This window comes from Stenotrophomonas beteli, from assembly GCF_001431665.1.
GTDB lineage: Bacteria > Pseudomonadota > Gammaproteobacteria > Xanthomonadales > Xanthomonadaceae > Stenotrophomonas > Stenotrophomonas beteli.
The window spans coordinates 1-23,408 of the sequence record NZ_LLXV01000076.1 but is presented as its reverse complement, the minus strand read 5'-3'; the positions used below and the strand labels follow the sequence as shown (position 1 = coordinate 23,408).

The 23,408-nt window shown below is 66.8% G+C and carries 23 protein-coding genes; all 23 read right to left on the bottom strand.

Annotated elements, in window-relative coordinates:
- Positions 1 to 220: 220 nt before the first annotated feature.
- On the bottom strand, positions 221 to 637 hold the full coding sequence (locus ARC23_RS17835; RefSeq protein ID WP_057498435.1) for a hypothetical protein: 417 nt from the start codon (positions 635 to 637) through the stop codon (positions 221 to 223).
- A 196-nt stretch (positions 638 to 833) separates the two neighbouring features.
- A complete protein-coding gene (locus ARC23_RS17830) occupies positions 834 to 2,339 on the bottom strand; it encodes a sigma-54 dependent transcriptional regulator (protein WP_057498434.1) in 1,506 nt (501 codons plus the stop codon).
- A complete protein-coding gene (locus ARC23_RS17825; RefSeq protein ID WP_005409556.1) occupies positions 2,336 to 2,713 on the bottom strand; it encodes a response regulator in 378 nt (125 codons plus the stop codon). Before ARC23_RS17825 ends, ARC23_RS17830 begins: the two co-directional genes overlap by 4 nt.
- 14 nt (positions 2,714 to 2,727) lie before the next feature.
- On the bottom strand, positions 2,728 to 4,137 hold the full coding sequence (rpoN, locus tag ARC23_RS17820; RefSeq protein WP_057498433.1) for an RNA polymerase factor sigma-54: 1,410 nt from the start codon (positions 4,135 to 4,137) through the stop codon (positions 2,728 to 2,730).
- 321 nt (positions 4,138 to 4,458) lie between these two features.
- Entirely contained in the window at positions 4,459 to 5,091 is a 633-nt protein-coding gene (locus ARC23_RS17815; RefSeq protein ID WP_005413261.1) for a response regulator, read from the bottom strand.
- A gap of 91 nt (positions 5,092 to 5,182) precedes the next feature.
- Positions 5,183 to 5,761, bottom strand: coding sequence for a PilZ domain-containing protein (locus tag ARC23_RS17810; protein WP_057498432.1), 579 nt, complete (start codon positions 5,759 to 5,761; stop codon positions 5,183 to 5,185).
- On the bottom strand, positions 5,758 to 6,051 hold the full coding sequence (locus ARC23_RS17805; protein WP_057498431.1) for a hypothetical protein: 294 nt from the start codon (positions 6,049 to 6,051) through the stop codon (positions 5,758 to 5,760). Before ARC23_RS17805 ends, ARC23_RS17810 begins: the two co-directional genes overlap by 4 nt.
- Entirely contained in the window at positions 6,048 to 6,464 is a 417-nt protein-coding gene (fliS, locus tag ARC23_RS17800; RefSeq protein WP_057498430.1) for a flagellar export chaperone FliS, read from the bottom strand. The genes ARC23_RS17805 and fliS overlap by 4 nt, the downstream gene beginning before the upstream one ends.
- 128 nt (positions 6,465 to 6,592) lie before the next feature.
- Positions 6,593 to 8,008: a flagellar filament capping protein FliD gene (gene fliD / locus ARC23_RS17795; RefSeq protein ID WP_057498429.1), complete on the bottom strand. Its 1,416-nt coding sequence runs from the start codon at positions 8,006 to 8,008 to the stop codon at positions 6,593 to 6,595.
- Positions 8,009 to 8,450: 442 nt separating this feature from the next.
- Positions 8,451 to 9,629 carry a flagellin gene (locus ARC23_RS17790; protein ID WP_057498428.1) on the bottom strand — a complete coding sequence of 393 codons (1,179 nt, stop codon included), beginning with the start codon at positions 9,627 to 9,629 and terminating at the stop codon, positions 8,451 to 8,453.
- An 86-nt stretch (positions 9,630 to 9,715) separates the two neighbouring features.
- Positions 9,716 to 10,906 carry a flagellin gene (locus ARC23_RS17785; protein ID WP_057498427.1) on the bottom strand — a complete coding sequence of 397 codons (1,191 nt, stop codon included), beginning with the start codon at positions 10,904 to 10,906 and terminating at the stop codon, positions 9,716 to 9,718.
- Between the two features lie 72 nt (positions 10,907 to 10,978).
- Positions 10,979 to 12,196 (bottom strand): flagellin, encoded by a 1,218-nt coding sequence (locus tag ARC23_RS17780; protein WP_057498426.1) that lies wholly within the window; start codon positions 12,194 to 12,196, stop codon positions 10,979 to 10,981.
- A gap of 404 nt (positions 12,197 to 12,600) precedes the next feature.
- Positions 12,601 to 13,803 carry a flagellar hook-associated protein FlgL gene (gene flgL / locus ARC23_RS17775; RefSeq protein WP_057498425.1) on the bottom strand — a complete coding sequence of 401 codons (1,203 nt, stop codon included), beginning with the start codon at positions 13,801 to 13,803 and terminating at the stop codon, positions 12,601 to 12,603.
- Entirely contained in the window at positions 13,800 to 15,680 is a 1,881-nt protein-coding gene (gene flgK / locus ARC23_RS17770) for a flagellar hook-associated protein FlgK (protein ID WP_057498424.1), read from the bottom strand. The genes flgL and flgK overlap by 4 nt, the downstream gene beginning before the upstream one ends.
- Positions 15,681 to 15,688: 8 nt before the next feature.
- Positions 15,689 to 16,888, bottom strand: a complete 1,200-nt coding sequence (gene flgJ / locus ARC23_RS17765; protein ID WP_057498423.1) for a flagellar assembly peptidoglycan hydrolase FlgJ — start codon at positions 16,886 to 16,888, stop codon at positions 15,689 to 15,691.
- Between the two features lies 1 nt (position 16,889).
- Positions 16,890 to 18,026, bottom strand: a complete 1,137-nt coding sequence (locus ARC23_RS17760) for a flagellar basal body P-ring protein FlgI (RefSeq protein WP_057498422.1) — start codon at positions 18,024 to 18,026, stop codon at positions 16,890 to 16,892.
- 2 nt (positions 18,027 to 18,028) lie between these two features.
- Positions 18,029 to 18,721 carry a flagellar basal body L-ring protein FlgH gene (flgH, locus tag ARC23_RS17755; protein ID WP_057498421.1) on the bottom strand — a complete coding sequence of 231 codons (693 nt, stop codon included), beginning with the start codon at positions 18,719 to 18,721 and terminating at the stop codon, positions 18,029 to 18,031.
- Between the two features lie 22 nt (positions 18,722 to 18,743).
- Entirely contained in the window at positions 18,744 to 19,529 is a 786-nt protein-coding gene (gene flgG, locus ARC23_RS17750; RefSeq protein WP_005416457.1) for a flagellar basal-body rod protein FlgG, read from the bottom strand.
- Positions 19,530 to 19,632: 103 nt separating this feature from the next.
- Positions 19,633 to 20,382, bottom strand: coding sequence for a flagellar basal body rod protein FlgF (locus ARC23_RS17745; RefSeq protein WP_057498420.1), 750 nt, complete (start codon positions 20,380 to 20,382; stop codon positions 19,633 to 19,635).
- Between the two features lie 32 nt (positions 20,383 to 20,414).
- Positions 20,415 to 21,638, bottom strand: a complete 1,224-nt coding sequence (gene flgE / locus ARC23_RS17740) for a flagellar hook protein FlgE (protein WP_057498419.1) — start codon at positions 21,636 to 21,638, stop codon at positions 20,415 to 20,417.
- Between the two features lie 32 nt (positions 21,639 to 21,670).
- A complete protein-coding gene (locus ARC23_RS17735) occupies positions 21,671 to 22,354 on the bottom strand; it encodes a flagellar hook assembly protein FlgD (RefSeq protein ID WP_014647064.1) in 684 nt (227 codons plus the stop codon).
- 23 nt (positions 22,355 to 22,377) lie between these two features.
- On the bottom strand, positions 22,378 to 22,785 hold the full coding sequence (flgC, locus tag ARC23_RS17730; protein WP_005416461.1) for a flagellar basal body rod protein FlgC: 408 nt from the start codon (positions 22,783 to 22,785) through the stop codon (positions 22,378 to 22,380).
- A 3-nt stretch (positions 22,786 to 22,788) separates the two neighbouring features.
- Positions 22,789 to 23,184 carry a flagellar basal body rod protein FlgB gene (gene flgB, locus ARC23_RS17725; protein ID WP_005409576.1) on the bottom strand — a complete coding sequence of 132 codons (396 nt, stop codon included), beginning with the start codon at positions 23,182 to 23,184 and terminating at the stop codon, positions 22,789 to 22,791.
- Between the last annotated feature and the right edge of the window lie 224 nt (positions 23,185 to 23,408).

The following is a 23,408-nucleotide window of genomic DNA, read 5'->3' as shown; positions in this document are numbered from 1 at the left end:
AATACGTCCCTGTAGGCTCGGTCGCCGCATCCATGCGGCTCACGCCCCCGCAACCGGACCCACCCCGCCTTCGACAGGTGGCCGCGATCTGTTGGAACCTGCTGCTGATGGTGGGTGCCGACCGTTGGTCGGCGCTCATCGGATGGGGTCAGATCCGGTTGCGGCGTAACGGGCTCTGACCCCACTGGCGGCGCCATTTATCCGGCGTCGGTTTTCTGGCCTACGGCTGCAGGGTCCAGTGGCCGGAATTCTGGCGCTGGCGCGGTGCGATGGGGCCGTCGTGCTGGGTGTAGATGAAGCGACCCTGACGGTCGCTCAGGCAGGTCAGCAGCAGGGTGTAGTGGGCGGGGCCGGCCGGGTGGGCCTCGGTCATCTGGAGTTCCGCGATATGCGGGGCCAGGCGCTGGTAGCGGTAGCTGCCGCCGATGCGCAGGTCGGTGCCGAGGATGTCGAGCACGTACTGGCTGCCGGCGAAGCTGACCTGGACCATGCGTCCGGCATTGGGGTTGTCCGGGGCGTACAGCGGGTCGCTGAGGTTGGTGAACTGGCGCTGGTCCAGCGTGGCGGGCAGGCTGCAGCTGGCGGCGGCAGCCAGGGCCGGGCAGAGCAGGGCGGCGAGCAGGATCAGGTGATGCATGGTGGGACCTCCTTGGGATGTCCCTGCCATGCTCCGCAGTGCGATTCCGTTGTCTCTAGGAAAATGTGCAAATGCAGTGGGGTCAGATCCCTTTCCTGGGGAAAGGGATCTGACCCCCGGGCGACCGCGGGCGCCAGAAACACCAGCGCCTGGGCAAGCCCAGGCGTTCGTGCCCCCTTCATGCTGGTAGCACGCTTCAGCCGGCCAGTTCGGCCTGCTCGCGTTCGATGCCGTACTTGCGCAGCTTTTCCACCAGGGTAGTGCGGCGTAGGCCGAGCAGCTGGGCAGCGTGGGCGACCACGCCCTGGGTGCGTTCCAGTGCTTCGTTGATCAGGCCCAGTTCGATGTTGGCCATATGGTTGCGCAGGTCCAGGCCGTCGTCGGGCAGCGCGGCCGGTGCCGCCGGGCGATTGACGGCAATTCCATGTTCCAACGCCGGCTGGCTGCCGCTGCCCGGGGTATGGAACGAGAAGCTGCGCAGGTCCAGGCGTTCCTCGCTGGCAACCGGCGGCGCCGGTGCCGGTGCGGTCACCGCCGCGAGCGCGGCATCGCCGCGGTAGCGCGCCGGCAGGTCCTGCACGCGCACTGAACCGCCCGGATGCAGCACCGCCAGGCGCTCGACCAGGTTGGTCAGTTCGCGCACATTGCCCGGCCATTCGTAGCCGGCCAGGGCCTGCAGGGCTTCCGGGGTGAAGCGCACTTCGCCACGGCCGGTGCGGGCCAGCTGAGCGGCGATGGTTTCCACCAGCGCCGGCAGGTCCTCGCGCCGCTCGCGCAGCGCGGGTACGTCGATCGGGAACACGTTGAGGCGATAGAACAGATCCTCGCGGAACTTGCCTTCGGCGATGCGCGTTTCCAGATCACGGTGGGTCGCGGCCACCACGCGCACATTGCAGCGGATGGTCTGGTTGCCACCGACGCGCTCGAAGCTGCGCTCCTGCAGCACGCGCAGCAGCTTCACCTGCATCGGCAGGCTCATGTCGCCGATTTCATCCAGCAGCAGGGTGCCGCCCTCGGCCATTTCGAAACGGCCCTTGCGCGCGGTCAGTGCGCCGGTGAAGGCGCCTTTTTCGTGGCCGAACAGTTCGCTTTCCAGCAGGTCGGCCGGAATGGCGCCGCAGTTGATGGCCACGAACGGGCCGTCACGACGCGGCGAGCGCTGGTGGATCGCACGCGACACGACTTCCTTGCCGGTACCGGATTCGCCCAGCACCAGCACGGTGGTGTCGAACGCGGCAACCTGCTCGATCATCGTGCGCAGTGCGGTCACCGCCGGGCCGTTGCCGGTCGGGCCTTGATCCTGCGCGGCGCCGGCCTGGTGTTCGGCATCCAGGCGCTTGAGGCTGGCGCGGCGCAGCAGGGCTTCCATCTGCGCGTGACGCAGTGGCGTTTCCAGCGGCCAGATGTTGGCCTCGTGCAGGCCATGCCGTTGCGCGAAGGCAGCGGCATCGCCATCGGCCAGCAGCACCGGCGGCGGCAGGCTGCTGCCGCCCAGCCAGTGGTACAGCGCGGTGCTGGCAGCGGTGTCGTCCAGGCTGCCGACGATTACCGCCATCCAGTCGTTCTGGCGCTGGCGGCCCAGGTCAAAGTCGGCCGCGTCGGACACCCAGCGCGGGTTGAAGTCCATGAATTCCAGCAGGGCAACGGTGCGCTCTGCGCGCACGGCGTCGTTGTCCAGCACCAGGATGCGCGATTCGCTCACGACTGTTCCTCCCTGAGGCCTTCCAGGATCGGCATGACTTCCTGGATGTAGGACAGCTTGCTGACAAAGTTGTCGGCGCCGGCGCGCAGCGCGTGTTCGCGGTGCTCGGCGTCGTCGAAGTGGCTGGCGATGACGATGTATGGTGCATCGTCCTGCGACTTGATCAGGCGGGTGGCCTGCAGGCCGCCCATTTCCGGCATCGCCAGGTCCATCAGCACCACCTGCGGGCGCAGCGTTTCCGAGCGCTCGATGGCTTCCAGGCCGTTGCCGGCGCTGCCGACGATCTGCAGCCAGTCGATCTTGCGGAAATGGCGCATCGCCGCATTGATGAAGCCCTCGTGGTCATCGACCAGCAGGACCGTGAGCTTGTTCATGTCCAACATCCTTTTCAGCCCACCCGGGCCAGCTGCGGTTGCCTGGCGCTGAGCCGGCGCCGTTCGCGGGCCGGGGCGATATCCAGTTGTTCTCGGTATTTTGCGACGGTTCGGCGGGCGATGTTCACCCCCTGGCGCGACAACAGGCCGGCGATGGCCTCGTCAGCCAGCGGGCGGCCGGCCGGCTCGGCGTCGATCAGGCGCCGGACCATGGCCTTGACCGCTTGCCCGGAGACGCTGGCGCCTTCCAGGCGCACGGCGAAGAAGTGCTTCAGTTCGAAGGTGCCACGCGGGGTCTGCAGGAACTTGCCGGTGGTGATGCGCGAGACCGTTGACTCGTGCATGCCGATTTCCTCGGCCACTTCCTTCAGGGTCAGCGGCGCCATGGCCTCCTCGCCACGCACCAGGAAAGCGGCCTGGCGCTCGACGATCACCCGCGCGGTGCGCAGCAGCGTGTCATAGCGCATCGACAGGCCGCGGCTGAACCAGCGTGCTTCCTGCAGCATCTCGCGCAGCGCCGGGGCAGCCTCGCTGCTGTCGGCCAGTGCCTGTTCGTACTGGCTGTTGATCGAGACGCGGCGGCTGGTGGCTGGATTCAGCGCCACCTTCCACTGGCCATCGGCGTGCCAGGCGACCACGTCCGGCACCACCACGACGTTGCGCTCGGGCAGCAGGCTGTCGCCCGGGCGGGGTTGCAGCGAGAGGATCAGGCGAACCGCCTCGCGCACGTCATCGATCTCGGCATCGTGCTGGCGGGCGAGGGCGGGGTAGTCGTGCGCGGCCAGGGCGTCCAGTGCGCCGCCCAGGATACGCGCGGCCAGGTGCCGGGCCGGCACCACGCCATGCAGGCTGCGCAGCTGCGCCAGCAGGCCTTCGCGCAGGTCCTGCGCGGCCATGCCGGCGGGCTCGCCGTGCAGCAGCTGCTGACGGATGGCTTCCACGCCGTCAGCGGCGATGTCGAACTGCGCGCTGGCCAGCAGCTGCAAATGGTGCAGCGGTGCCTGCAGATAGCCGGCCTCGTCGCAATGGTCCAGCCAGAATGCCGCCACCGCCAACTGGCGATCGTCCATGCCCAGCGACAGCCGCTGCAGCACGCGCAGCTGCGGATCGCTCGATTCGCCGGCAGCGATGCGCGCCATGCGGTCGTCGTCGCCGTCCTGCCAGCTGGCGCCGGCTACGTCCCACATCGACGGCTCGGGCAGCTCGTCGAAGGCGGCGGTGTCCAGCGTGGTGGCGCTGGCATCGCTGGCGTCGGCGGCAGGCGCTTCAGCCTCTTCGATCTCCAGCAGCGGGTTGGAGTCCAGCAGGCGCTGGATTTCCTGTTCCAGGTGCAGGCCATCGAGCTGCAAGAGCCGGATCGACTGCAGCAACTGCGGGGTGAGGTGAAGTTGTTGGCCCAGCTGGGTCGAGAGTGCAGCCTTCATCGTGGTTCCCCGGCACCGCTCCCCGGCGCCTTGTGGAACGCATCTTGCTTTTGATCCGGCGGGGGCGGAATCGGGAGGTTCCTGAGGGCCTTCGTAGATATCCCGACAGGGTGTAGGGACTTTCCCTACATCGGCGCGGAATATTGACGAGAGTTGCCGCCAAGTCCTTGATTCTGCGTTGCCGACCACGCGAGGGGACGGATCGTCGTGTACGGATTCCTGTCGGGGAATGTCGGGGTGACGGGATGTCGTCGCCAACGCAGGGGGTCGCGGGGTCAGATCCCTTTCCACGGGAAAGGGATCTGACCCCGATACCGGTGCTTACTCCAGCTCGTGCTGGTGGCGGGCGGCCAGCAGCAGCAGATCATTGGCGCGGCGGCAGCCCAGCGATTCCATCATGCGTGCACGATGGGTTTCCACGGTCTTGACGCTGATGCCAAGGTCGGCGGCGATTTCCTTGTTGCTCTCACCCTTGCCGATGCGGCGCAGGATCTCGCGCTGGCGAGGTGACAATGCGGCGATGCCGGTGGGCTTCTCGCGGCCGAGCATGGGTGCCAGCATCTTGGCCGAGATCTGCGGGCTCAGGAACACCTGGCCGGCGTGCGCGGCGCGCAGCGCCAGCTCAAGTTCCTGCGGTGCGGCGTCCTTGACCACGAAACCCACCGCGCCGCGATCCAGGGCATCGCGGACATGGGCGGCGTCGTCGTGCATGGTCATCATCACCACGCGGGTGCCAGGGGCGCGCAGGCGGATGTCACTGAGGGCCTCAAGACCGGTCCGGCCCGGCAGCGACAGGTCCATCAGCACGACGTCCGGTGCGTGCTGCAGGGCAAGCTGAAGTGCCTGCTCGGCGTTGCTGGCCTCTGCGACCAGCTGCACGTCGGCAAACCCCTGCAGCAGCCGTGCCAGTCCGGCACGGACAAGGGTGTGGTCGTCGACGATGAGAACTCGCACAGGCACGCAGCAGATCCGTCCAGGGGAGCCCACCTTAACTTAGCTGAACGGGTGCGCCAAGGGTTGACCTTCACTCACCCGCAGGCACGATTCAACGGGCGCGACGCGCCTCGGCCACCTGCCGGCGGTGCAGGCGGAACAGGTGCCGCTCCATCGCCATCTCCAGGCCATCGCCAAGCCGCTGGAACCGCAACCACAGGAAGTGCCCGCCGCTGCCGTCTGCCGCCTCGGCCATCACTTCCACCGGCAGGTCGATGTGATCGGGCAACCAGTCGCTGGGTTGCAGGCGTACCACCCCGGCCTGACCCGCGCTGGCGCCGCTGCGCGGGCCGAGCTGGAGGCGGATGCCGCGGCGCGACCAGCGCACCGGGCGCAGAGTGAGTTCCTGGCCCTGCTGGCGCACCAGACGGCCCAGCAGCACCATCGCCAGGTCGAGCTTGGCTTCCACGCGCTGCAGCTGCAGGCTTGCTTCGCTGCGTTCTTCGTGCTCGTCGATGCGGCTGTCCTCAACCAGCGCCAGGCTGCGCAGCAGCCCCTCGGCGCTGCTGGTTCGGCCCGCCGCGCTGCCGGCCTGGAACTCGGCCGGCAGGGCCAGCTCGCAGCTCAGGGTCTCGTCGAACAGTTCGCTCTCGGCCGGATGATGCAGCGAGGTGGTGGGCAGCAGGGTCATGCCAGCGATTCTGCCTGCAGGTAGGCATGCGCCGCGCGAAGGGAGCGCTGGCCATCGTTCATCAATGCAGCTACCGCATCGCGGCGCTGGCGCAGCAGGCCCAGCAGGTTCTGCTGGCGTTCGAACAGTGCCGTGAGCGGGGCGTGGTCGGCCGGGGTCAGGGGCTGGCTGAGCAGGGCATGCAGGGTGCTGTCGTGGCCGTCGAGCAGGCTGTCGGCCTGCTCGAGCGTGTCCTCGCCCAGCGCTTTCTCGAATGCATCCAGCTGTGCGTGCAGTTCGTGCAGGCTCATGGTGCCACCGCGGCCGGGCGGCGCTGTTCGTGCGGAATCGCGTTCCAGGCGCTGTCGATCTCGCCGAGCAGCTGCAGGGCCTCATCCAGCGCAGCACGGTCATTGTGCAGGTTGGCCTCGGTGAGGCGCTGCAGCACGTAGTCGTAGAGCGAGGACAGGTTGGCGGCGATTTCGCCCCCGGCTTCGTGATCCAGCGAGCCGTTGAGATGGCCGACGATCGCACAGACTTCGCCGATCGCCTTGCCCTTGCCGGCCTGGTCGCCGCGTTCCAGGCTGGCCTGGGCGCGGCGCACGCGCTCCAGCGCGCCGGCCAGCAGCATCGCCACCAGCTTGTGCGGATCGGCATCGGCGACCGCGCTGGTCACTCCCACCTGGCGGTATTGCTCGGCGTACTGACGGCTGGAACCGTACATTCGTGATTCTCCTTGCGCTGGGCGCCGCCGGGCGATCAGGGTGATCGCAGCCGACAGCCCGGCGATGATTGCTGTTGCGTCCGTTATCGGTGCGTTGCGCGCCAAACTTGAGCGCTGCTCACGCGTTGTCAGCGATTCAACTGCGCCAGCTGCTGCTGCAGCGCGGTGTTGCTCTGTTGCAGCTTGCCCATCAGGCTGTCCAGCGCCAGGAACTGCTTCTTGTAGCGCTCTTCCACGCTCTTCATGCGCGTGTCGAGGTCCTTGCGGCGCTTGTCGATGTTGTCCAGCGTGGTGTTCAGGCCCTTGGTGCGGGCCACGAAGGCGCCTTCCTTGCCGACCGTGGTGCTGACATAGCCATCAACCAGCGTGTACAGCTGGCCGGCGCCGCCGGTGTCACCGGTGATCGCCTGGCGCATCTTCTCCGGCTGGCTGGCCAGTGCGGCGGCGAACTTGGTGGTGTCCAGGATCAGGGTCCCGTCGGCGTTGGGGTAGCCGCGGGTATCCAGGCCGATCGCCTTGGCATCGAGCTTGTCACCGGCCAGGTCCTTGAGCACGCTCGACATGACCGAGCGCAGCTGGCTGGTGGCGCCGCGCATCTGCGCATCGCCGGTCAGCGTGGAGGCTTCCTTGGTCTTGGCGTCGTACTTGGTTTCGGTGTTGATGGCCGCCAGTGCGGCGTTGTACGCGGTGACGAACTCCTGCATCACCTTGGTCGCCGCAGCAGTGTCGGTGCTGATGGTCACCGTGCTGGTGCCCGGCATCTTCAGGTTCAGGGTCAGGCCCGGGACCGCATCGGCCACGGTATTGCTGGCGCTGACGACCTTGACGCCATCGATGGTCAACTCGGCATCGGCGGCGGCGGTGTTCTGCTTCAGGCTGTTGACCAGGCCGCCCAGCTTGGCGTCGCTGCCGGCGTATTCGAGCTTGATCGCGTTGGCGGCACCGGTTTTCTCCTGGGCGATCGACAGGTACTGGTTGTCGCCGGAACTGATCAGGGTGGCCTGCACGCCTTCCTTGCGGCCGGCCGCATCGATCTTGTTGCGGATGGTGGTCAGCGTGTCGCCGTCCTCCACCTCCACGTTCATGGTCTTGGCCTTGTCGCCCACGCCGACGGTCAGCGTCAAGGTTCCGGCAGCAAACGTGTCGGTCTTGGGTACCGACGTGTCGGCGATCAGCTTGTGCGCGGTGGCCAGCGAGGTGACGTTGACCACGTGCGTGCCGTTGGAGGCTGCTGCCTTGGTGGTGCCGACGTCATACAGCGCGACCGATGCCGTCAGGATCTCGTCGGTGCCCTTGTCGCCGCCCTTGCTGGCGGTCACCGTGCGCGTGTCGAACGCGGTGGTGGCGTTCAGCGCGGTCAGCGCCGTCTTCAGCTTGTCGAAGGCCGCAGTGACGGTGCCGATCGACGACAGCTGCATCTTGGCCTTGGACTGCTGCAGGTTCAGCGCATTGTCGGCGGGCTTGCGGTCAGCTGCGACCAGCTGGTTGACGATGCTGGAAATGTCCAGTCCCGAGCCGATGCCACCGTATCCAAAGTCTGCCACGTCGTTTCTCCTGGTATCCGGGCCTGGCCGCGGTGTGGTGGCCCGTCGTCAACGAAAATAGCGGCCTGCGCCGCTGGGTCTTGAGGACTTCGTTGATGCATGCACCGTGCCAACGGTCTGGCAGCGGGTTCTGGCACGCAGGTTGCAGGAGGGTTGGGGCAGGGTGCGGGTGGGTTCACCGCAGGCTGCCGGGGGTCTGCAAAAAACCCTCCCCCAATGCAGGGGAGGGATCAGGCTACTGACAATCGGGGGGAGACGAAGCCGCCCGGTACGTGCAGTCAAGAGTACAGCGCTGAAAGAGAGGTCCGCAGGGGCGGGCGATGCCAAGCCGGTTCGGGACGGTTCCTGGGCCGGGCATGGCCCGCGCCTTCGAGCACCCTGGCTTCCAGGTTGCCGCTACCGTCGATTCACTTCGACGGTAGCGGCGCCTTCTTGCCGTGGATCAGCGCAGCAGGCTGAGCACGCCCTGCGGCACCTGGTTGGCCTGGGCCAGCATGGCCGTACCGGCCTGCTGCAGGATCTGGGTGCGGGTCAGCTCGGCGGTTTCCTTGGCAAAGTCGGTGTCCTTGATGCGGCTGCGCGAGGAGGACAGGTTTTCCGACGAGGTCTGCAGGTTGGCCACGACCGAGGTGAAGCGGTTCTGGATCGCACCGAGGTCGGCGCGGGTGCTGTTGATCGCGCCCAGGGCCTTGTCGACCACTTCCAGCGCCTGCTGTGCGCCGAGCACAGTGCTCACGTCCAGCTTCTGCACGTTGGCAGCGGTATCGGTACCGGCGGTGTAGGCACCGGCAGCGGCAGCGGTACCCCAGGTCTTGGCGGTGCCATCGAAGTCGCTGCGCATCAGGGCGATATCGGCAGCGGCCACGGCCTTGCCTTCCTTCACCGAGCTCAGCTTCAGGGTACCGTCGGCATTGGCTTCGGCGTAGATGCCGGCTTCGCCGATCTTGGCGTTGATGGCGGTGGCCACAGCCTTGGAGGCATCGGCGGTGGTGGCGCCAGCCTTGACTTCGACAGTGCCGATGTCAACGCCCATCACGGTGCCGGAGAAACGGGCGCCGTCAGTGCTGGCGGCCAGCGCAGCGGTTGCACCGGTAGCGAAGGTCGAGGTGCCCAGCGAGCCGGCCTTGGCATCGATGGTCTTGTCGATGGCGATGGCCTGGCCGGCGTTGGCGCCCACCTGGAACAGCTGGCTGGAGAACGAGCCGTCCAGCAGCTTGGTGCCGTTGAAATCGGACTGCTTGGCAACGCGGTCGATTTCCGAGACCAGCTGGGTCACTTCGGCCTGCAGGGCCTTGCGGTCGCTGGCCGAGTTGGTGGCGTTGGAGGCCTGCACCGACAGCTCGCGGACGCGCTGCAGGTTGTTGCCGATTTCGGTCAGCGAGCCTTCGGCGACCTGGGCCAGCGAGATGCCGTCGTTGGCGTTGCGGATGGCCACGTCGGTACCGCGGATCTGCGTGCCGAAGCGCTCGGAGATCGCCAGACCGGCGGCGTCGTCCTTGGCGCTGTTGATGCGCGAACCGGAGGACAGGCGCTGGATGGTGGTGGCCAGCGAGCTGCCGCTGGTGCTCAGGTTGCGCTGAGCATTCAGCGACATCGTGTTGGTGTTGATGACTTGTGCCATGGTGCTTTTCCTTCGGCGGAGGTGGAACGTGTTTCAGGATCCGGGCGCCGCGTCATGCAGCGCCCGGAGATCGATCGGCGAGCGGATCAGCGCAGCAGGCTGAGCACGCCCTGCGGCACCTGGTTGGCCTGGGCCAGCATGGCCGTACCGGCCTGCTGCAGGATCTGGGTGCGGGTCAGCTCGGCGGTTTCCTTGGCAAAGTCGGTGTCCTTGATGCGGCTGCGCGAGGAGGACAGGTTTTCCGACGAGGTCTGCAGGTTGGCCACGACCGAGGTGAAGCGGTTCTGGATCGCACCGAGGTCGGCGCGGGTGCTGTTGATCGCGCCCAGGGCCTTGTCGACGATTTCCATTGCCTGCTGGGCGCCCTTCACGGTGCTGACGTCCAGGTTGCTGGCGTACTTCGCCGCCGGTGCCGTCGCAGCGGTGGTGGCGGTGAAGGTCGGCGCGGTGGCGCCGGTCCAGGTGCCCGGGGTCGCGGTGATGGCCTTGAACGAGCCATCGGCGTTGGCGCTGTCCTTGACCGAGGTCAGGGTCACGCCGGCGGTGCCGTTGACTTCAGCGTAGACGCCGGTTTCGCCGATCTTGGCGTTGATCGCGGTCACCAGGGCTTCACGCGAGGCCTTGCCGGTGGCAGCGGCGTCGGCGCCCTGCTTGACCGAGACATCGGCGATGGCCACGCCGTTGATGGACAGGCCAGTGGTGCTGAAGTCAGCGTTGGTGCCCGGGTCGGCCAGGGCCAGCGAGTTGGTGTCGAAGCGGGCGCCGCCCAGGGCGTTGGCCTTGGCGTCGATGGTCTTGTCGATGGCGATGGCCTGGCCGGCATTGGCGCCCACCTGGAACAGCTGGCTGGAGAACGAGCCGTCCAGCAGCTTGGTGCCGTTGAAATCGGACTGCTTGGCAACGCGGTCGATTTCCGAGACCAGCTGGGTCACTTCGGCCTGCAGGGCCTTGCGGTCGCTGGCCGAGTTGGTGGCGTTGGAGGCCTGCACCGACAGCTCGCGGACGCGCTGCAGGTTGTTGCCGATTTCGGTCAGCGAGCCTTCGGCGACCTGGGCCAGCGAGATGCCGTCGTTGGCGTTGCGGATGGCCACGTCGGTACCGCGGATCTGCGTGCCGAAGCGCTCGGAGATCGCCAGACCGGCGGCGTCGTCCTTGGCGCTGTTGATGCGCGAACCGGAGGACAGGCGCTGGATGGTGGTGGCCAGCGAGCTGCCGCTGGTGCTCAGGTTACGCTGAGCATTCAACGACATCGTATTGGTGTTGATGACTTGTGCCATGAGGAGAGGTCCTTGAGCGGTTGCACGTGAGTTGGGTTAGGCGCCCCCGACGTGCCCCGGGGGCGACTCATGTCAGCGCTGCAACAGGCTGAGCACGTTCTGCGGTACCTGGTTGGCCTGGGCCAGCATGGCCGTACCGGCCTGCTGCAGGATCTGGGTGCGGGTCAGTTCGGCGGTTTCCTTGGCGAAGTCGGTATCGCGGATGCGGCTGCGCGAGGCGGACAGGTTTTCCGAGGAGGTCTGCAGGTTGGCCACCACCGAGGTGAAGCGGTTCTGGATCGCACCGAGGTCGGCGCGCACGCTGTTGACCGATTCCAGCGCCTTGTCGACGATCGACATCGCCTTCTGCGCGCCTTCGGCGGTGGTGACGTTCAGGTCCTTGACGAAGCTGGCCGCTGCACCGGTCAGGGTGCCGCCGTTGGTGCTGGTCTCGGTCAGGCCCAGGCCGGCGATGGTCGCAGCGGTGACGCCGGCCGGCGGGGTGGCCGCGCTGACGCCCAGGGCGAAGGTCTGGCCATCCTTGACCGAGGCCAGGCTGATCACACCGGCATTGACCGAGGCGACCACGCCGGTTTCACCCAGCTTGTTGTTGATCGCCGCCGCGGTGGCCGAGCTGATCGATTCGCCCGCCTTGACGGTGAAGTCGCTGATGGTGACGGTGGTAGCGGTGCCGCCGGGCGGGGTCACCGAGACCTGCAGGCCGGAGTAGGTGGTATCGGCGGTAGCCTTGTCCACGGCCAGCGCGGTGCCGGTGTAGCCGTTGGCGAAGGTGGCCGCGCCCAGCGAATCGGCCTTGGCGTTGACCACGCTGTTGATGGCGATGGCCTGGCCGGCGTTGGCACCGACCTGGAACAGCTGGCTGGTGAAGCTGCCGTCCAGCAGCTTGGTGCCGTTGAAGTCGGCCTGCTTGGCCACGCGGTCGATTTCGCTGACCAGCTGGGTCACTTCGGCCTGCAGGGCCTTGCGGTCGCTGGCCGAATTGGTGGCGTTGGACGCCTGTACACCCAGTTCGCGGATGCGCTGCAGGTTGTTGCCGACTTCGTTCAGCGAACCCTCGGCGACCTGGGCCAGCGAGATGCCGTCGTTGGCGTTGCGGATGGCCACGTCCAGGCCACGGATCTGGGTGGTGAAGCGCTCGCTGATGGCCAGGCCGGCCGCGTCGTCCTTCGCGCTGTTGATGCGCAGGCCGGACGAGAGGCGCTGGATGGTGGTGGCGAGCGAGCTGCCGCTGGTGCTCAGGTTGCGCTGAGCGTTGAGCGACATCGTATTGGTGTTGATTACCTGTGCCATGGGGTCGTCTCCTCTTATATGGAACCCGTTGGTGAATGAAACGAAGCGCCGCCTGTTTTTTTGTGTGGCTGTGTGCTTCGCCGTTGCCAAATGAATAACGGCGCTTTGTCAACAACCTTTAGGCGTGAATTCCGATGCAGCCGAAATTCGTTGCCGGAGGCTGTTTTTCCGGGGTTTTCTGCCTTGTTGCCAGGGTCGAGGCGCCCCGGAAAGGGGTGGTCGGGCAGGGCCCGGCCAGCGCTGATGAAGGTATCGGCGGGGCAGGGCCGGGCCTGAAGGGAAATCCCGGACAATCGGCCTGGAATGGCCCAGCCCGGCCTGGCCACGGCAGCACCCGGAGCCAGAAACGAAAAAGGCCGCGATGCAGGGCATCGCGGCCTTTCTGAGCGGGCGTTGTGGAAGCGTCAGCGGATCTTGTTGAACAACGACATCGACTGCATCTGCGAGAAGATCGTCTGCGCCGCCTGCAGCGCAGTGCTTTGCAACTGGTACTGGCTCAACGCATCGGCATAGTCCAGGTCGCGCATCTGCGACAGCGTGGTCTTCAGGGTCACGCCGTTGGCCTCGCGCATGTCGGCCGCGTTGTCCAGCGCTTTCAACTGCGCGCCGCCAGCGGCACGTGAGTCGATCATGCGCTCCGACGCGCGTGCCACGTCGCGCAGTGCGCTCTGCAGCTGGTTCTGCTGCGCGGCCAACTGGGCGGCGGTTCCGGTATCAGCGTCCAGTGCAGCTACCAGCTTGTCCATGGTGTCGAAGATGTCGCGGCTGCTGGCGGCCTGCACGTTGAAGCTGTCACCGGCCACCGGTGCACCGGTGATCCGCAGGCGCACCCCGTTCACTTCCAGATCGTCACCGGCCTTGTAGGTGCCGGTGCCGGTCACGTTGCCAGCGCCATCCACCACTTCGTACTGGTTGGCCGCGGTGAAGCGGATGCTGAAGGCCTGGCCATTCCAGCTGTCGCTGCCGTCACGGGTGATGTTGGTCAGCACGCCATTGCCGGTGTTGGTGGCTGCGGCCGTACCATCAACGAACCCATCGCCGGTGGGAATGCGCATGAAGATCTCGCTGCCGGGCAGGGCATCCTGCACGTAGGTGTCCGGACCCACCTCGACCTGGCGCTGGGTCTGGTCACCACGATAGACCACCTTGCCATTGATCTTGGCAAATGGCGGGTCGCCATCGTTGGTGCCGCCAAACACGTAGCGGCCCGTGCCGTCGCTGCTGTTGGCCAGCGACAGCAGGCCATCGCGGATCTGGTTGACCTCGGTGATCAGCGTCTTCTTGTCGGCCGCGCTCAGCGCCGGGTTGCTGGCCTGGATCGTCAGGTCGTTGACGCGGGCCATCAGGTCGTTGACCTGGGCCAGGGTGTTTTCCTGCACGCCCAGGCGGTTCTGCACATTGCCGGCGTTGAGCTTCATGCGGTCCAGCGCCGCCAGGCTGCGATCAAGCCCGACAGCGGCGCCGGCGCCGACCGGATCGTCCTTGGCGCTGACGATCTTGCTGCCGGTGGCGATCTGCTGCTCCAGGTGGCTGAGCTTGGCCTGCTTGGCCATCATCAGCGACACCGACTGGTTGTACATCATTCCGGTGGAGATACGGGTGCTCATCGGCGCACGGCTCCCAGGATGGTCTGGAACATGCTGTCGGCGGTGGAGATCAGCTGCGACGCCGCCTGGTAGGCCTGCTGCAGGCGAAGCATGTCGGCGGCTTCTTCGTCCAGGTTGACGCCGGAGATTTCATCGCGTGCGGCCTGCGCCTTGTCATTGATCACCAGCTGCGCGTCCAGCGAATACTCGGCCGAGCGCGCGGCGGCGCCGACCTGCGTGGTCAGCCCGCCCAGTGCGCCGTTGAGGGTAACCGTGCCACCGTTGAAGGCCTTGGCACTCTCCACCTTGGCCAGCCGGGTGGCATTGCTGTTGTCGGACGAGCCGGCCGGGGTCGGGGTGATGTTGAAGGTATCACCGACCTTGGGCGCACCATCGAGCACGAAGCTCCAGCCATTGGCGCTGATGGTCTGGCCGGGGGTATAGGTCTGCGGTGGGCCGCCATCGATGGTGTAGGTGGTGGCCGAGGTGAACACGATCGCCGCCGGATTGCGCAGGTTGGCGTTGCCGGCGTCGGTCACGGTGACCCCGCTCAGCTTGCCGGTGCCGGTGTTGGCGGTGGCTGCCGCACCCTTTACCGCAGCGGCGGCCGCGATCCGTGACGGGTCGGTGATCGCCACTTCCAGGCTGCCAGCGACGCCGGCGGTGGGCTGCAGCAGGAAGCGATCGTTGGCGGCCGGCGTGCCACCGACCACCAGCTGCACGCCGTTGATCACCAGCGGGTCGGCGGCGGTGCCGGTGCCGGTCAGCGGAATGCTGGCACCGGTGTCGGCGCGGCTGGCCTTCCAGTTGCTGCCGTCGAACTGCAGCACCACGTTCTGCGCGTCGAGCTTGCCCAGGTCGCCATAGGTGGCGCTGAGGCTGGCGGTGCCGGTGTTGCTGGTGTTGGCGGTGACGCGCGGGTTGCCGATGTTGAAGAAGTCGCCACCGAGCTGGCCGTACAGGTCAACACCCTGGTGATGGGCCTGGTTGAAGCTCTCGGCCAGGCCCACCGCCAGCTTGCCCAGTTCGGCCTGGGCCGGCGTCAGCACCGTATCGCGGAATTCCAGCAGGCCACCGATCTGGCCGCCCACGGCCTTGGGGTCCAGGCGGATCGTGTTGCCCTGGGTTTCCAGGGCCAGCTGCAGGCGCTCGGGCTGGTAGGGATCGGCCACGGTCGTGACCTTGGTGGCCGTGGTGCCCACCACCAGCGCGTTGCCGCCGGCGGTATAGACATTCATGATGCCGCCGTCCTGGATGACCGCGGTGCCCCCGGTGTAACCGATCAGCTGGGTGATCAGCTGGTCTCGACGATCGAGCAGATCCGGTGCGGCGGTGGCCAGGTTGGTGCCGATCGCCCCGTTGATCTGTGCGATCTCCTGCGCCAGCCGGTTGACTTCGGTGGCACCAGCCAACAGACCGTTGTTGACTTCACCGTTGAGGTTGTTCAGCTGCGTGTTGAGCTGCACGAAACGGTTGGCCAGGGTCTTGCCGCCATCGAGCATGTTCTGGCGGTCGGCGGTGCCGGCGGCGTTGGAGGACAGTCCGCTGACCGAGTCGAAGAAGTTCGACCATACCCCGGAGACATTGGTGGCCGCATCGGAGAACAGCGCATTGACCCGGTCAGCCATGCCGGAGAGCTGCTTCAGGCGCGCCAGTTCGCCACTGCTGTCGAGCAGGCGCGAAATCGCCAGCTGGTCGGCCGTGCGCCGGATGTCGGTGATGCGGGTGCCGTTGCCGACCGTGCCGTAGCCATAGTTCTGCGGATCGGCGGTGGCGAAGTCGACCTTCTGCCGGCTGTAGCCGGGGGTATTGAGGTTGGCCACATTGTGGCTGGTGGTCGCCAACGCACGCTGGAAGGCGAGCAGGGCACCAGTACCGGTGGAAAGTACGCTGGACATGGGGTTCCTCAACGACGGGTGATACCCAGCGCCGCGGTTGCGGTGCTGGCGAAGGTCTGGCCAAGGCGCGCGCCGGCATCGGCCACGGCGGCCACGGCACGCTCGATGGTCGGGCCGCCGGCGATGGCGGCGATCTTGGCGGCGTAGCGCGGGTCGGTGGCATAGCCGGCGCGCTGCAGGCCACGGGCAAAGCCCTGCACGTCGGTGCCGGCCTGCAGGGCCTGCTGGTAGCGCGGGCTGCTCTTCAGCAGGCGCACGTAGTCGGCGAAGCTCTCGGCCGGCGAGCTGTAGGCGCGGAAGCTGGCGGTCTCGTTGCGGCGCACGCCATCGACGTACTCATGGGTGCCGGCGACGGCGCGCTGGCCGTTCCAGCCGGTGGCCTTGATGCCGAACAGGTTGTGCGAGGTGCTGCCGTCGGCATGCTTGATCTGGCGCTTGCCCCAGCCGGTTTCCAGTGCGGCCTGGGCGACCAGCGCGCGGGCATCCACACCCAGCTCCTTGGCCGCGCTCTGCGCGTGCTGCCAGATGCTGGCCACGAAGCCCTCCGGCGTGTGCGCCCCAAGCTGTGCGACCGCGCTGCGCGTGGCCAGCGCGTCGGCCGGGCTGACTGCGGTGCCGCGGTTGCTGGCCGTTGCCGGCCACTGATCGCTGTTGGCGGCCCAGTCCTCACCCTGCAGGCCACCGATGTACGGATCCTCGGTACCCAGCGAGCGGTGCATGCTGCTGCTCTCGCGGCCGGCGATGAGGTCCAGGGCCTGCGCCATCGGGGCCAGCGCGGCCTGTGCGCCGTCCTGTGCACCGGCGCCCATCTGCTGCAGCAGGCGCGCGGCCTGGCTGCCGTCTTCCAGCGGCAGTGCCGGTGCCGGCCGCGCCGGTGCGTTGAGCTGGTAGGCACGGCTGGCCCTGGCCGGGTCCACCCGGGTATCCAGCGCCGGGCCCTCGGCCGCCTGGCCGGACAGTTGGCGGGCGATCATGCCCGACAGTCCCAGGCCCTTGCCGCGGGTCATCGCCTCGGCGATCTTCTGGTCGTACATGTCGCGGAACATCTTGTTCTCGCCGGGAAACAGCGAGTCGCCGAAACTGGCATCACGCATGCTCTTGACCAGCATCTGCGCGAACTGGCCTTCCAGCTGGCGCGCGACCTTGTCGATCTTGGCCGGGTCGTTCTGCTGTGCGGGGTTCAGATCGAATGCGGGAGTGATGCGCATGTCAGATCACCTCGAGCTCGGCACTCAATGCGCCGGCCTGCTTCAGGGCTTCCAGGATCGCGATCAGGTCACCTGGCGCCGCGCCCACCGCATTCACCGCGTGCACGATCTCGTCCAGCGTGGTGCCGCCGCTGAACTTGAACATGCGGCTGCCATCGTTGGTGGCGGTGATGGTGGACTGCGGGCTGGCCACGGTGCGGCCGCCGGACAGGGCGTTGGGCTGGCTGACGTTGGTGTTTTCCTGGATCGTGACGGTCAGCGAGCCGTGCGAGATCGCCGCCGGCCCGACCCGAACCTGCTGGCCGATGACCACGGTGCCGGTACGCGAATTGACCACGACCTTGGCCGGCGCGCTGCCCGGAGTCAGCTCCAGGTTCTCGATGCGTGCGAGCAGGCCGATACGGGCGCCCGGATCGGTCGGTGCGGTGACCGCAACGGTCACGCCATCGACCGCACGCGCTGCGCCTTCGCCGAACGCGTTGTTGAGTGCAGCGACCATGCGCGAAACGGTGGTGAAATCGTTGTTGTGCAGGTTCAGGGTGATGTCGCCGCCATTGGCCAGTGGGTCGGGCAGGGCGCGTTCAACGGTGGCGCCATTGGGAATGCGGCCCACGCTGGGAACGTTCACCGAAACCCGCGAACCATCCTTGCCCTGCGCACCGAAGCCGCCGACGATCAGGTTGCCCTGCGCGATCGCGTAGATCTGGCCATCGGCACCGCGCAGCGGCGCCATCAGCAGCGAACCGCCACGCAGCGACACCGCGTTGCCGATCGAGGAAACAGTGATGTCGATCGGCTGGCCCGGCTTGGCGAACGGCGGCAGTTCGGCGTGGATCGCCACCGCGGCTACGTTCTTCAGCTGCGGGTTGACGTTGGGTGGCACGTTCACGCCCAGTTCGCCGAGCAGGTTCTTCAGGCTCTGCACCGTGAAGGGTGCCTGGCTAGTGCGGTCACCGCTGCCATCCAGGCCGACCACCAGGCCATAACCCACCAGGGCATTGCCACGCACGCCGCCAACCTGGGCCAGGTCCTTGATGCGCTCGGCGCTGGCCGGGGCTGCCACGACCAAGAGCATCAGCGCGACGAACGACGGCACGCGGCGCTGCCAGGAAGAAGAGAAGAAGGAGTTCATGGCCATACTCAGAACGGCGTCAGCCCGGAGTTGAAGAAGCGACTCAGCCAGCCCATCGCGTTGGACTGCGCAACCGGGCCGCGACCGCCGTAGACAATGCGCGCTTCGGCCACGCGGCTGGAGGGAATGGTGTTGTCCTGGCTGATGTCGCCCGGGCGCACGATGCCCTGCACCTGCACCAGTTCGTCGCCCTGGTTCAGGCGCAGGTTCTTCTGCCCCTGTACCACCAGGTTGCCGTTGGGCAGGCGCTGGATCACCGTGACCGTGACATTGCCCTGCAGGCGGTTGCTCTGCGCGCTGTTGCCCTTGCCGCTGAAATCGCGCTTGCCCTCCGCACTGGCGCTGAGGATGTCCTTGCCGCCCAGGGTGACCGGCGCGCCAAAGATGCTCGGGCTACCCAGGCTCAGGTTGGATTCCTTGTTGGTGGCGGTATTGGCACTGGTCTGCGCGGTGGTGTTTTCCAGCAGCGTGATGGTCAACAGGTCGCCGACGTCGCGCGCGCGGCGGTCCGAATACAGCTGCAGGGTCGGGCCGGCGGCATAGATCGCACCGGCGGTCGGCGTGGCCTGCGGCGGCATGATCGGCTGGATCGGTGCCATCGCCGGGTAGGGGCGCACGTCGCCGGCGATCACGCAGCCACCGAGCAGGGCGACCACGGCGCAGGCCATGGTAGTGCGGGCGAAGTTGGAAATGGGCGACATGGCGGTTTCCCGGTTGGGCCGGTCAGATCTTGTTGTTGAGGTAACCGAGCATCGAGTCGGTGGTGGAGATCGCCTTGGCGTTCATTTCGTAGGCGCGCTGGGTTTCGATCATCGACACCAGTTCTTCGACCACGTTGACGTTGCTGCCTTCCAGCGCACCCTGTACCACGGTGCCGAGGCCGTTCAGGCCGGGGTTGCCGTTCTGCGCCGGGCCCGATGCCGTGGTTTCCAGGAACAGGTTCTCGCCACGGGCCTGCAGGCCGGCCGGATTGACGAAGTCGGTCAGGGTCAGCGCACCCACTTCCACCGATGCGGCGTTGTCGGCCATCTTCACGCTGATGGTGCCGTCGCTGCCGATGGTCACCGACTGCGCACCTTCGGGAATCTGGATGCCCGGCTGCACTGGATAGCCGCTGTTGGTGACCAGCTCGCTGTCCTGGTTGATCTTGAACGAGCCATCGCGGGTATAGGCCGAGCTGCCATCCGGCATCTGCACTTCGAAGAAGCCACGGCCATTGACCATCACGTCCAGTGCGCGGCCGGTCTGCTGCTGGCCACCCTGTTCAAAGTTCTTGGCGGTGGCGACCACGCGTACGCCGGTACCCAGCTGCAGGCCGGTCGGCAGCTGCGTCTGCGCCGAGGAGGAACCGCCGGGCTGGCGTACCTGCTGGTACAGCAGGTCCTCGAAGCTGGCACGGTCCTGCTTGAAGCCGGTGGTGTTGGTGTTGGCGAGGTTGTTGGAAACCACCGACATGCGCATCTGCTGCGCATCCAGTCCGGTTTTCGCGATCCACAATGCCTGGTTCATCTTCGGTGTCCTGTCTGGGTGAAGCCGGCCGCGTGATGCGGCCCTTGGTAACGGGTGTGCAAGCGGTGTGCCAGCGCCACGCCCGGGCGGCGCCGGAATTCCGTCAGCTGCCCAGGCGCAGCAGGCTGTTGGCGCTGCGCGCGTTGTCATCGCCGTGCTTGATCACCTGTACCTGCATTTCGTACTGGCGCTGCAGCTGGATCATCTGCACCAGCGCGCCGGCAGCATCGACGTTGCTGCCCTCCAGCTGGCCGCTGTGCACCGCCGTACCCTGGGCGGGCGCGAACGGCTGGCGCGGGTCGGTGTTGCGGAACAGGCCATCCAGGCCGCGTTCAAGGCGCTCGTCCGGGGCCTGTACCACCTTGATCCGGCCGATCTGCGCCATCGTCTGCGGGCCTTCGCCCTGCGGGATGATCGAGATCGTGCCGTCGGCGCCGATCTCCATCGCCTGGTAGGGCGGAATGGCAATCGGGTTGTTGTTGTCATCCAGCACTGTGCGCCCCCCGGAGGTCACCAGCTGCCCGTTCGGCGTCACCGACAGGGCGGCGCCGCGCGTATACGCTTCGCTGCCGTCGCTGGCCTGCACCGCCAGCCAGGTGCCGCTCTGCAGCGCCAGGTCCAGCGGCTTGCCGGTGATGTGCTGCGCGCCGGGCCGGCGGTTGAAGCCGGCGTCGACGTGCAGCGCATCCACCCGCGACGCAAAGCCCGGGCCGCGGATCGGAAAGGCTTCGGTATTGGCCAGCGCTTCCTTGAAGCCGGGGGTGTCCGAGTTGGCGAGGTTGTGGCTGAGCGTTCCCTGCGCCTGCAGGGAGGCGCGGGCACCGGTCATCGCCACGTAAAGGGCTTTATCCATGCGGGGAGTTCCGTGACAGGGTCAGCGGGTCATCAACGGATGTTGATGACCGTCTGGGTGATCTGGTCCTGGGTGGTGATCATCTGCGCGTTGGCCTGGAAGTTGCGCTGCGCGGTGATCATGTTGACCAGCTGCTCGGTGAGATCCACGGTGGACGCTTCCAGTGAGCCGGCCTGGATCTTGCCGAGGTTGGAGGTGTCGGGCATGCCGGTGCGCGGCGTGCCCGATTCGAACGTCTCCACCCACAGGTTGTTGCCCTTCGATTCCAGGCCCTGGGTGTTGTTGAAGGTGGTCAGCGCGACCTGGCCCAGCGGCTTGTCGTCGCCGTTGGAGTAGCGGGCATAGACCACGCCCGACTCGGACACGGTGATCTCGTTGAGCTTGCCGGCGGCATAGCCGTCCTGCTGGGTGTTGCGCAGGGCGAACTTCTCGCCGTACTGGGTCGAGCCGCTGACATCCAGCGTCATGTTCAGCTGGCCGGCACCGGTGGTGGGGGTGAAGGTACCCAGGCTGACCTTGCCGTTGGCCGGGCTGGTCAGCTTGCCGCTGTTGTCGAAGGTGACCGCCGTGGGAGCGCCGGCCGGTTGGCCGTCCACGTAGTTGCGCACGGTCCACTCGTTCGGGTTGGCGCCCTTCACGAAGTACGAGACCTGGATATGGCTCACGCCCAGCGAGTCGTATACGGTGATGCCGCCGCTGGAATGGTTGTAGCTGTTGGAATCGGCCGGGTCGAAGGTGGCGACCGTCGGCTGCTTGGCGTTGGCGGGCAGGGTGAAGCCGACCTTCACTTCGCTGGTCTGCTTCGGCGGGCTGTCGGTGGTCAGCAGCTGCAGGTCGACCAGGCGGCCGGCATCGAAGTTGGTGCCGTCGGCATTCGGCGCGAACACCTGCAGGCGTGCACCCTGCGGGTTGACCACATAGCCTGCCGAATCGGTCTGGAAGTTGCCGGCACGCGAGTACACACGCGAGCCGTTCATGTTCATGGTGAAGAAGCCCTCACCGGAAATGGCCATGTCCAGGCTGCGCCCGGTCTGCTCGTTGTGGCCCTGGATGAACTGCTGGGCAACATTGGAAACGCGCACGCCCGAACCCGTCTGGTTGGTCGACAGGCCATAGCTGGTGGAGGCGAACAGGTCGGCGAACTCGGCACGCGACTGCTTGAAGCCGGTGGTGTTGACGTTGGCGACGTTGTTGGCGGTGACGCTCAGGTCGGTGTTGGCGGCATTGATGCCGGACAGCGAGACATTGAAGCCCATGGGATGCTCCTGGTTGATGCGGAATGTGCGGCTCAGCTGACGCGGAGCACGTAGTCGATCGGGGCCGTGCCCAGGCCCTTGAGGTTCAGGTACAGGCCGTCGGAACCGACGGTCACGCTTTCCACCGGCGCCTGCACATAGGTGGACAGCTTGGTGCTCTTGCCGGCGGTGTCGACGTGGTTGGCGACGATGGAGTACTTGCCCGGCTCCATGCGCTTGCCATTGGCGTCCTTGCCGTCCCACTGGAAGGCGGTCTCGCCGGCGGCCTTGGCTTCCACGCTCAGCGAGGTGACCTTGGCGCCGTTGGCGTCGGTGATATCCACGGTGATGATGCCGGCCGACGGCGCGGCCACCGTGCCTTCCACGTTGCCTTCCTTCTCCAGCACCAGCTTTTCAGAGGGCACCAGCACCTGGTGGCCGACCAGCGCGGCACCACGCAGCACCTGGTCGCTTGCCATCGACTCCTGGAAGCCCTTCACCGTCTTGTTCAGATCGGTGATGCCCTGCACGGTCGACATCTGCGCCATCTGCGCAACCATCTGCGTGTTGTCCATCGGCTTGAGCGGATCCTGGTGCTGCAGCTGCTCGGTCATCAGGCGCAGGAAGTCGGCCTGGTCCAGCGTGTTCTTCTTCTTGGTGGCGTTGCTGTTGGGGGCGTTCAGGCCGAGGGCGCTGTAGACGTCCTGGCTGGTCTGGTTGTTGACGGCGGTGGTCATGGCGGTATCCGGTACTTCGGGCCTCAGCGGCCCATGGTCAGGGTGGCCAGGGCCAGTTCCTTGGCGGTGGTCAGCATCTCCACGCCGGCCTGGTAATTGCGCGAGGTCGAGATCAGGTTGACCATCTGCGCGACCGGGTCCACGTCGGGCTGGTAGATGTAGCCATCGGCATCGGCCAGCGGGTGGCCGGGCTCGTAGCGCTTGATCGGCGCGGCCTCGCTCTGGGTGATTTCCTTGACCTTCACCGACGTGATGTTCGGATCGTTCTTGCTGGTGACGGCCTGGAAAATCGGCTCCAGCGGCTTGTACACGGCGTCGGCGGAACCGGCGACGGTGTCAGCGTTGGAAAGGTTGGAGGCGATGGTGCTCATGCGCACCGACTGCGCCTGCAGCGCGGAGCCGGCGATATCGAAGATCGGCAGGTTGCTCATGGCTTATTGCCCCGTGATCGCGGTCAGCATGGAACGCACCTTGCTCTCGACGAAGCTGAGCGAGGCGCGGTACTCGAGCGCGGCACGGCCATAGGCGGCACGCTCGGCATCGGGATCGACGGTGTTGCCGTCCAGGCTGGGCTGCACGCCCTCGCGCGCGATCTGGAACGGGTTCAGGCCACTACTGATTTCGTAGTGCTGCTCATGGGTGGTGGCCATCAGGCCGTTGGCATCCTGCCCCTGGGCGTGGCGCAGGGCGGCATCGAAGTCCAGGTCCTGGGCCTTGTAGCCGGGCGTATCGGCATTGCCGAGGTTGCTGGCGATCAGCTTCATCCGCTGTTCGCGCAACGGCATGGCCTGGGCGTGGACGCCCAGGTAGTCGGTAATCAGGTTGCGCACGGTGCACTCCCACGGGAACGTTGCCCGGGAAGCTGCAAGGGGTGTGCCAAAGGCGTGGGGTCAGATCCCCGCAGGGGCTCTGACCCCGTGGTCGACGCGTTGCGATACAGGGTCGGAGCCCGTTCCGGGATCCGACCCCGCGGCCGGCCTTACGCCGCCATCGCGACCTTGCGCAGGCGGTCCAGCACGAAGTCGGCCAGTTCGTGCGGGGGGTGCTTGGGGAG

Bases quoted from the DNA above. Each gene is read 5' to 3' on its own strand.
- rpoN (WP_057498433.1), bottom strand. From the start codon at position 4,137: ATGAAGGCTGCACTCTCGACCCAGCTGGGCCAACAACTTCACCTCACC.
- ARC23_RS17825 (WP_005409556.1), bottom strand. From the start codon at position 2,713: ATGAACAAGCTCACGGTCCTGCTGGTCGATGACCACGAGGGCTTCATC.
- flgH (WP_057498421.1), bottom strand. From the start codon at position 18,721: ATGTCGCCCATTTCCAACTTCGCCCGCACTACCATGGCCTGCGCCGTG.
- ARC23_RS17810 (WP_057498432.1), bottom strand. From the start codon at position 5,761: ATGACCCTGCTGCCCACCACCTCGCTGCATCATCCGGCCGAGAGCGAA.
- flgL (WP_057498425.1), bottom strand. From the start codon at position 13,803: ATGAGCACCCGTATCTCCACCGGAATGATGTACAACCAGTCGGTGTCG.
- ARC23_RS17790 (WP_057498428.1), bottom strand. From the start codon at position 9,629: ATGGCACAAGTCATCAACACCAACACGATGTCGCTGAATGCTCAGCGC.
- flgE (WP_057498419.1), bottom strand. From the start codon at position 21,638: ATGGGCTTCAATGTCTCGCTGTCCGGCATCAATGCCGCCAACACCGAC.
- ARC23_RS17760 (WP_057498422.1), bottom strand. From the start codon at position 18,026: ATGGCCATGAACTCCTTCTTCTCTTCTTCCTGGCAGCGCCGCGTGCCG.
- ARC23_RS17785 (WP_057498427.1), bottom strand. From the start codon at position 10,906: ATGGCACAAGTCATCAACACCAATACGATGTCGTTGAATGCTCAGCGT.
- flgK (WP_057498424.1), bottom strand. From the start codon at position 15,680: ATGTCCAGCGTACTTTCCACCGGTACTGGTGCCCTGCTCGCCTTCCAG.
- flgJ (WP_057498423.1), bottom strand. From the start codon at position 16,888: ATGCGCATCACTCCCGCATTCGATCTGAACCCCGCACAGCAGAACGAC.
- ARC23_RS17745 (WP_057498420.1), bottom strand. From the start codon at position 20,382: ATGGATAAAGCCCTTTACGTGGCGATGACCGGTGCCCGCGCCTCCCTG.
- ARC23_RS17780 (WP_057498426.1), bottom strand. From the start codon at position 12,196: ATGGCACAGGTAATCAACACCAATACGATGTCGCTCAACGCTCAGCGC.
- fliS (WP_057498430.1), bottom strand. From the start codon at position 6,464: ATGTACGGTTCCAGCCGTCAGTACGCCGAGCAATACCGCCAGGTGGGA.
- ARC23_RS17735 (WP_014647064.1), bottom strand. From the start codon at position 22,354: ATGACCACCGCCGTCAACAACCAGACCAGCCAGGACGTCTACAGCGCC.
- ARC23_RS17835 (WP_057498435.1), bottom strand. From the start codon at position 637: ATGCATCACCTGATCCTGCTCGCCGCCCTGCTCTGCCCGGCCCTGGCT.
- flgG (WP_005416457.1), bottom strand. From the start codon at position 19,529: ATGAACCAGGCATTGTGGATCGCGAAAACCGGACTGGATGCGCAGCAG.
- ARC23_RS17805 (WP_057498431.1), bottom strand. From the start codon at position 6,051: ATGAGCCTGCACGAACTGCACGCACAGCTGGATGCATTCGAGAAAGCG.
- flgC (WP_005416461.1), bottom strand. From the start codon at position 22,785: ATGAGCAACCTGCCGATCTTCGATATCGCCGGCTCCGCGCTGCAGGCG.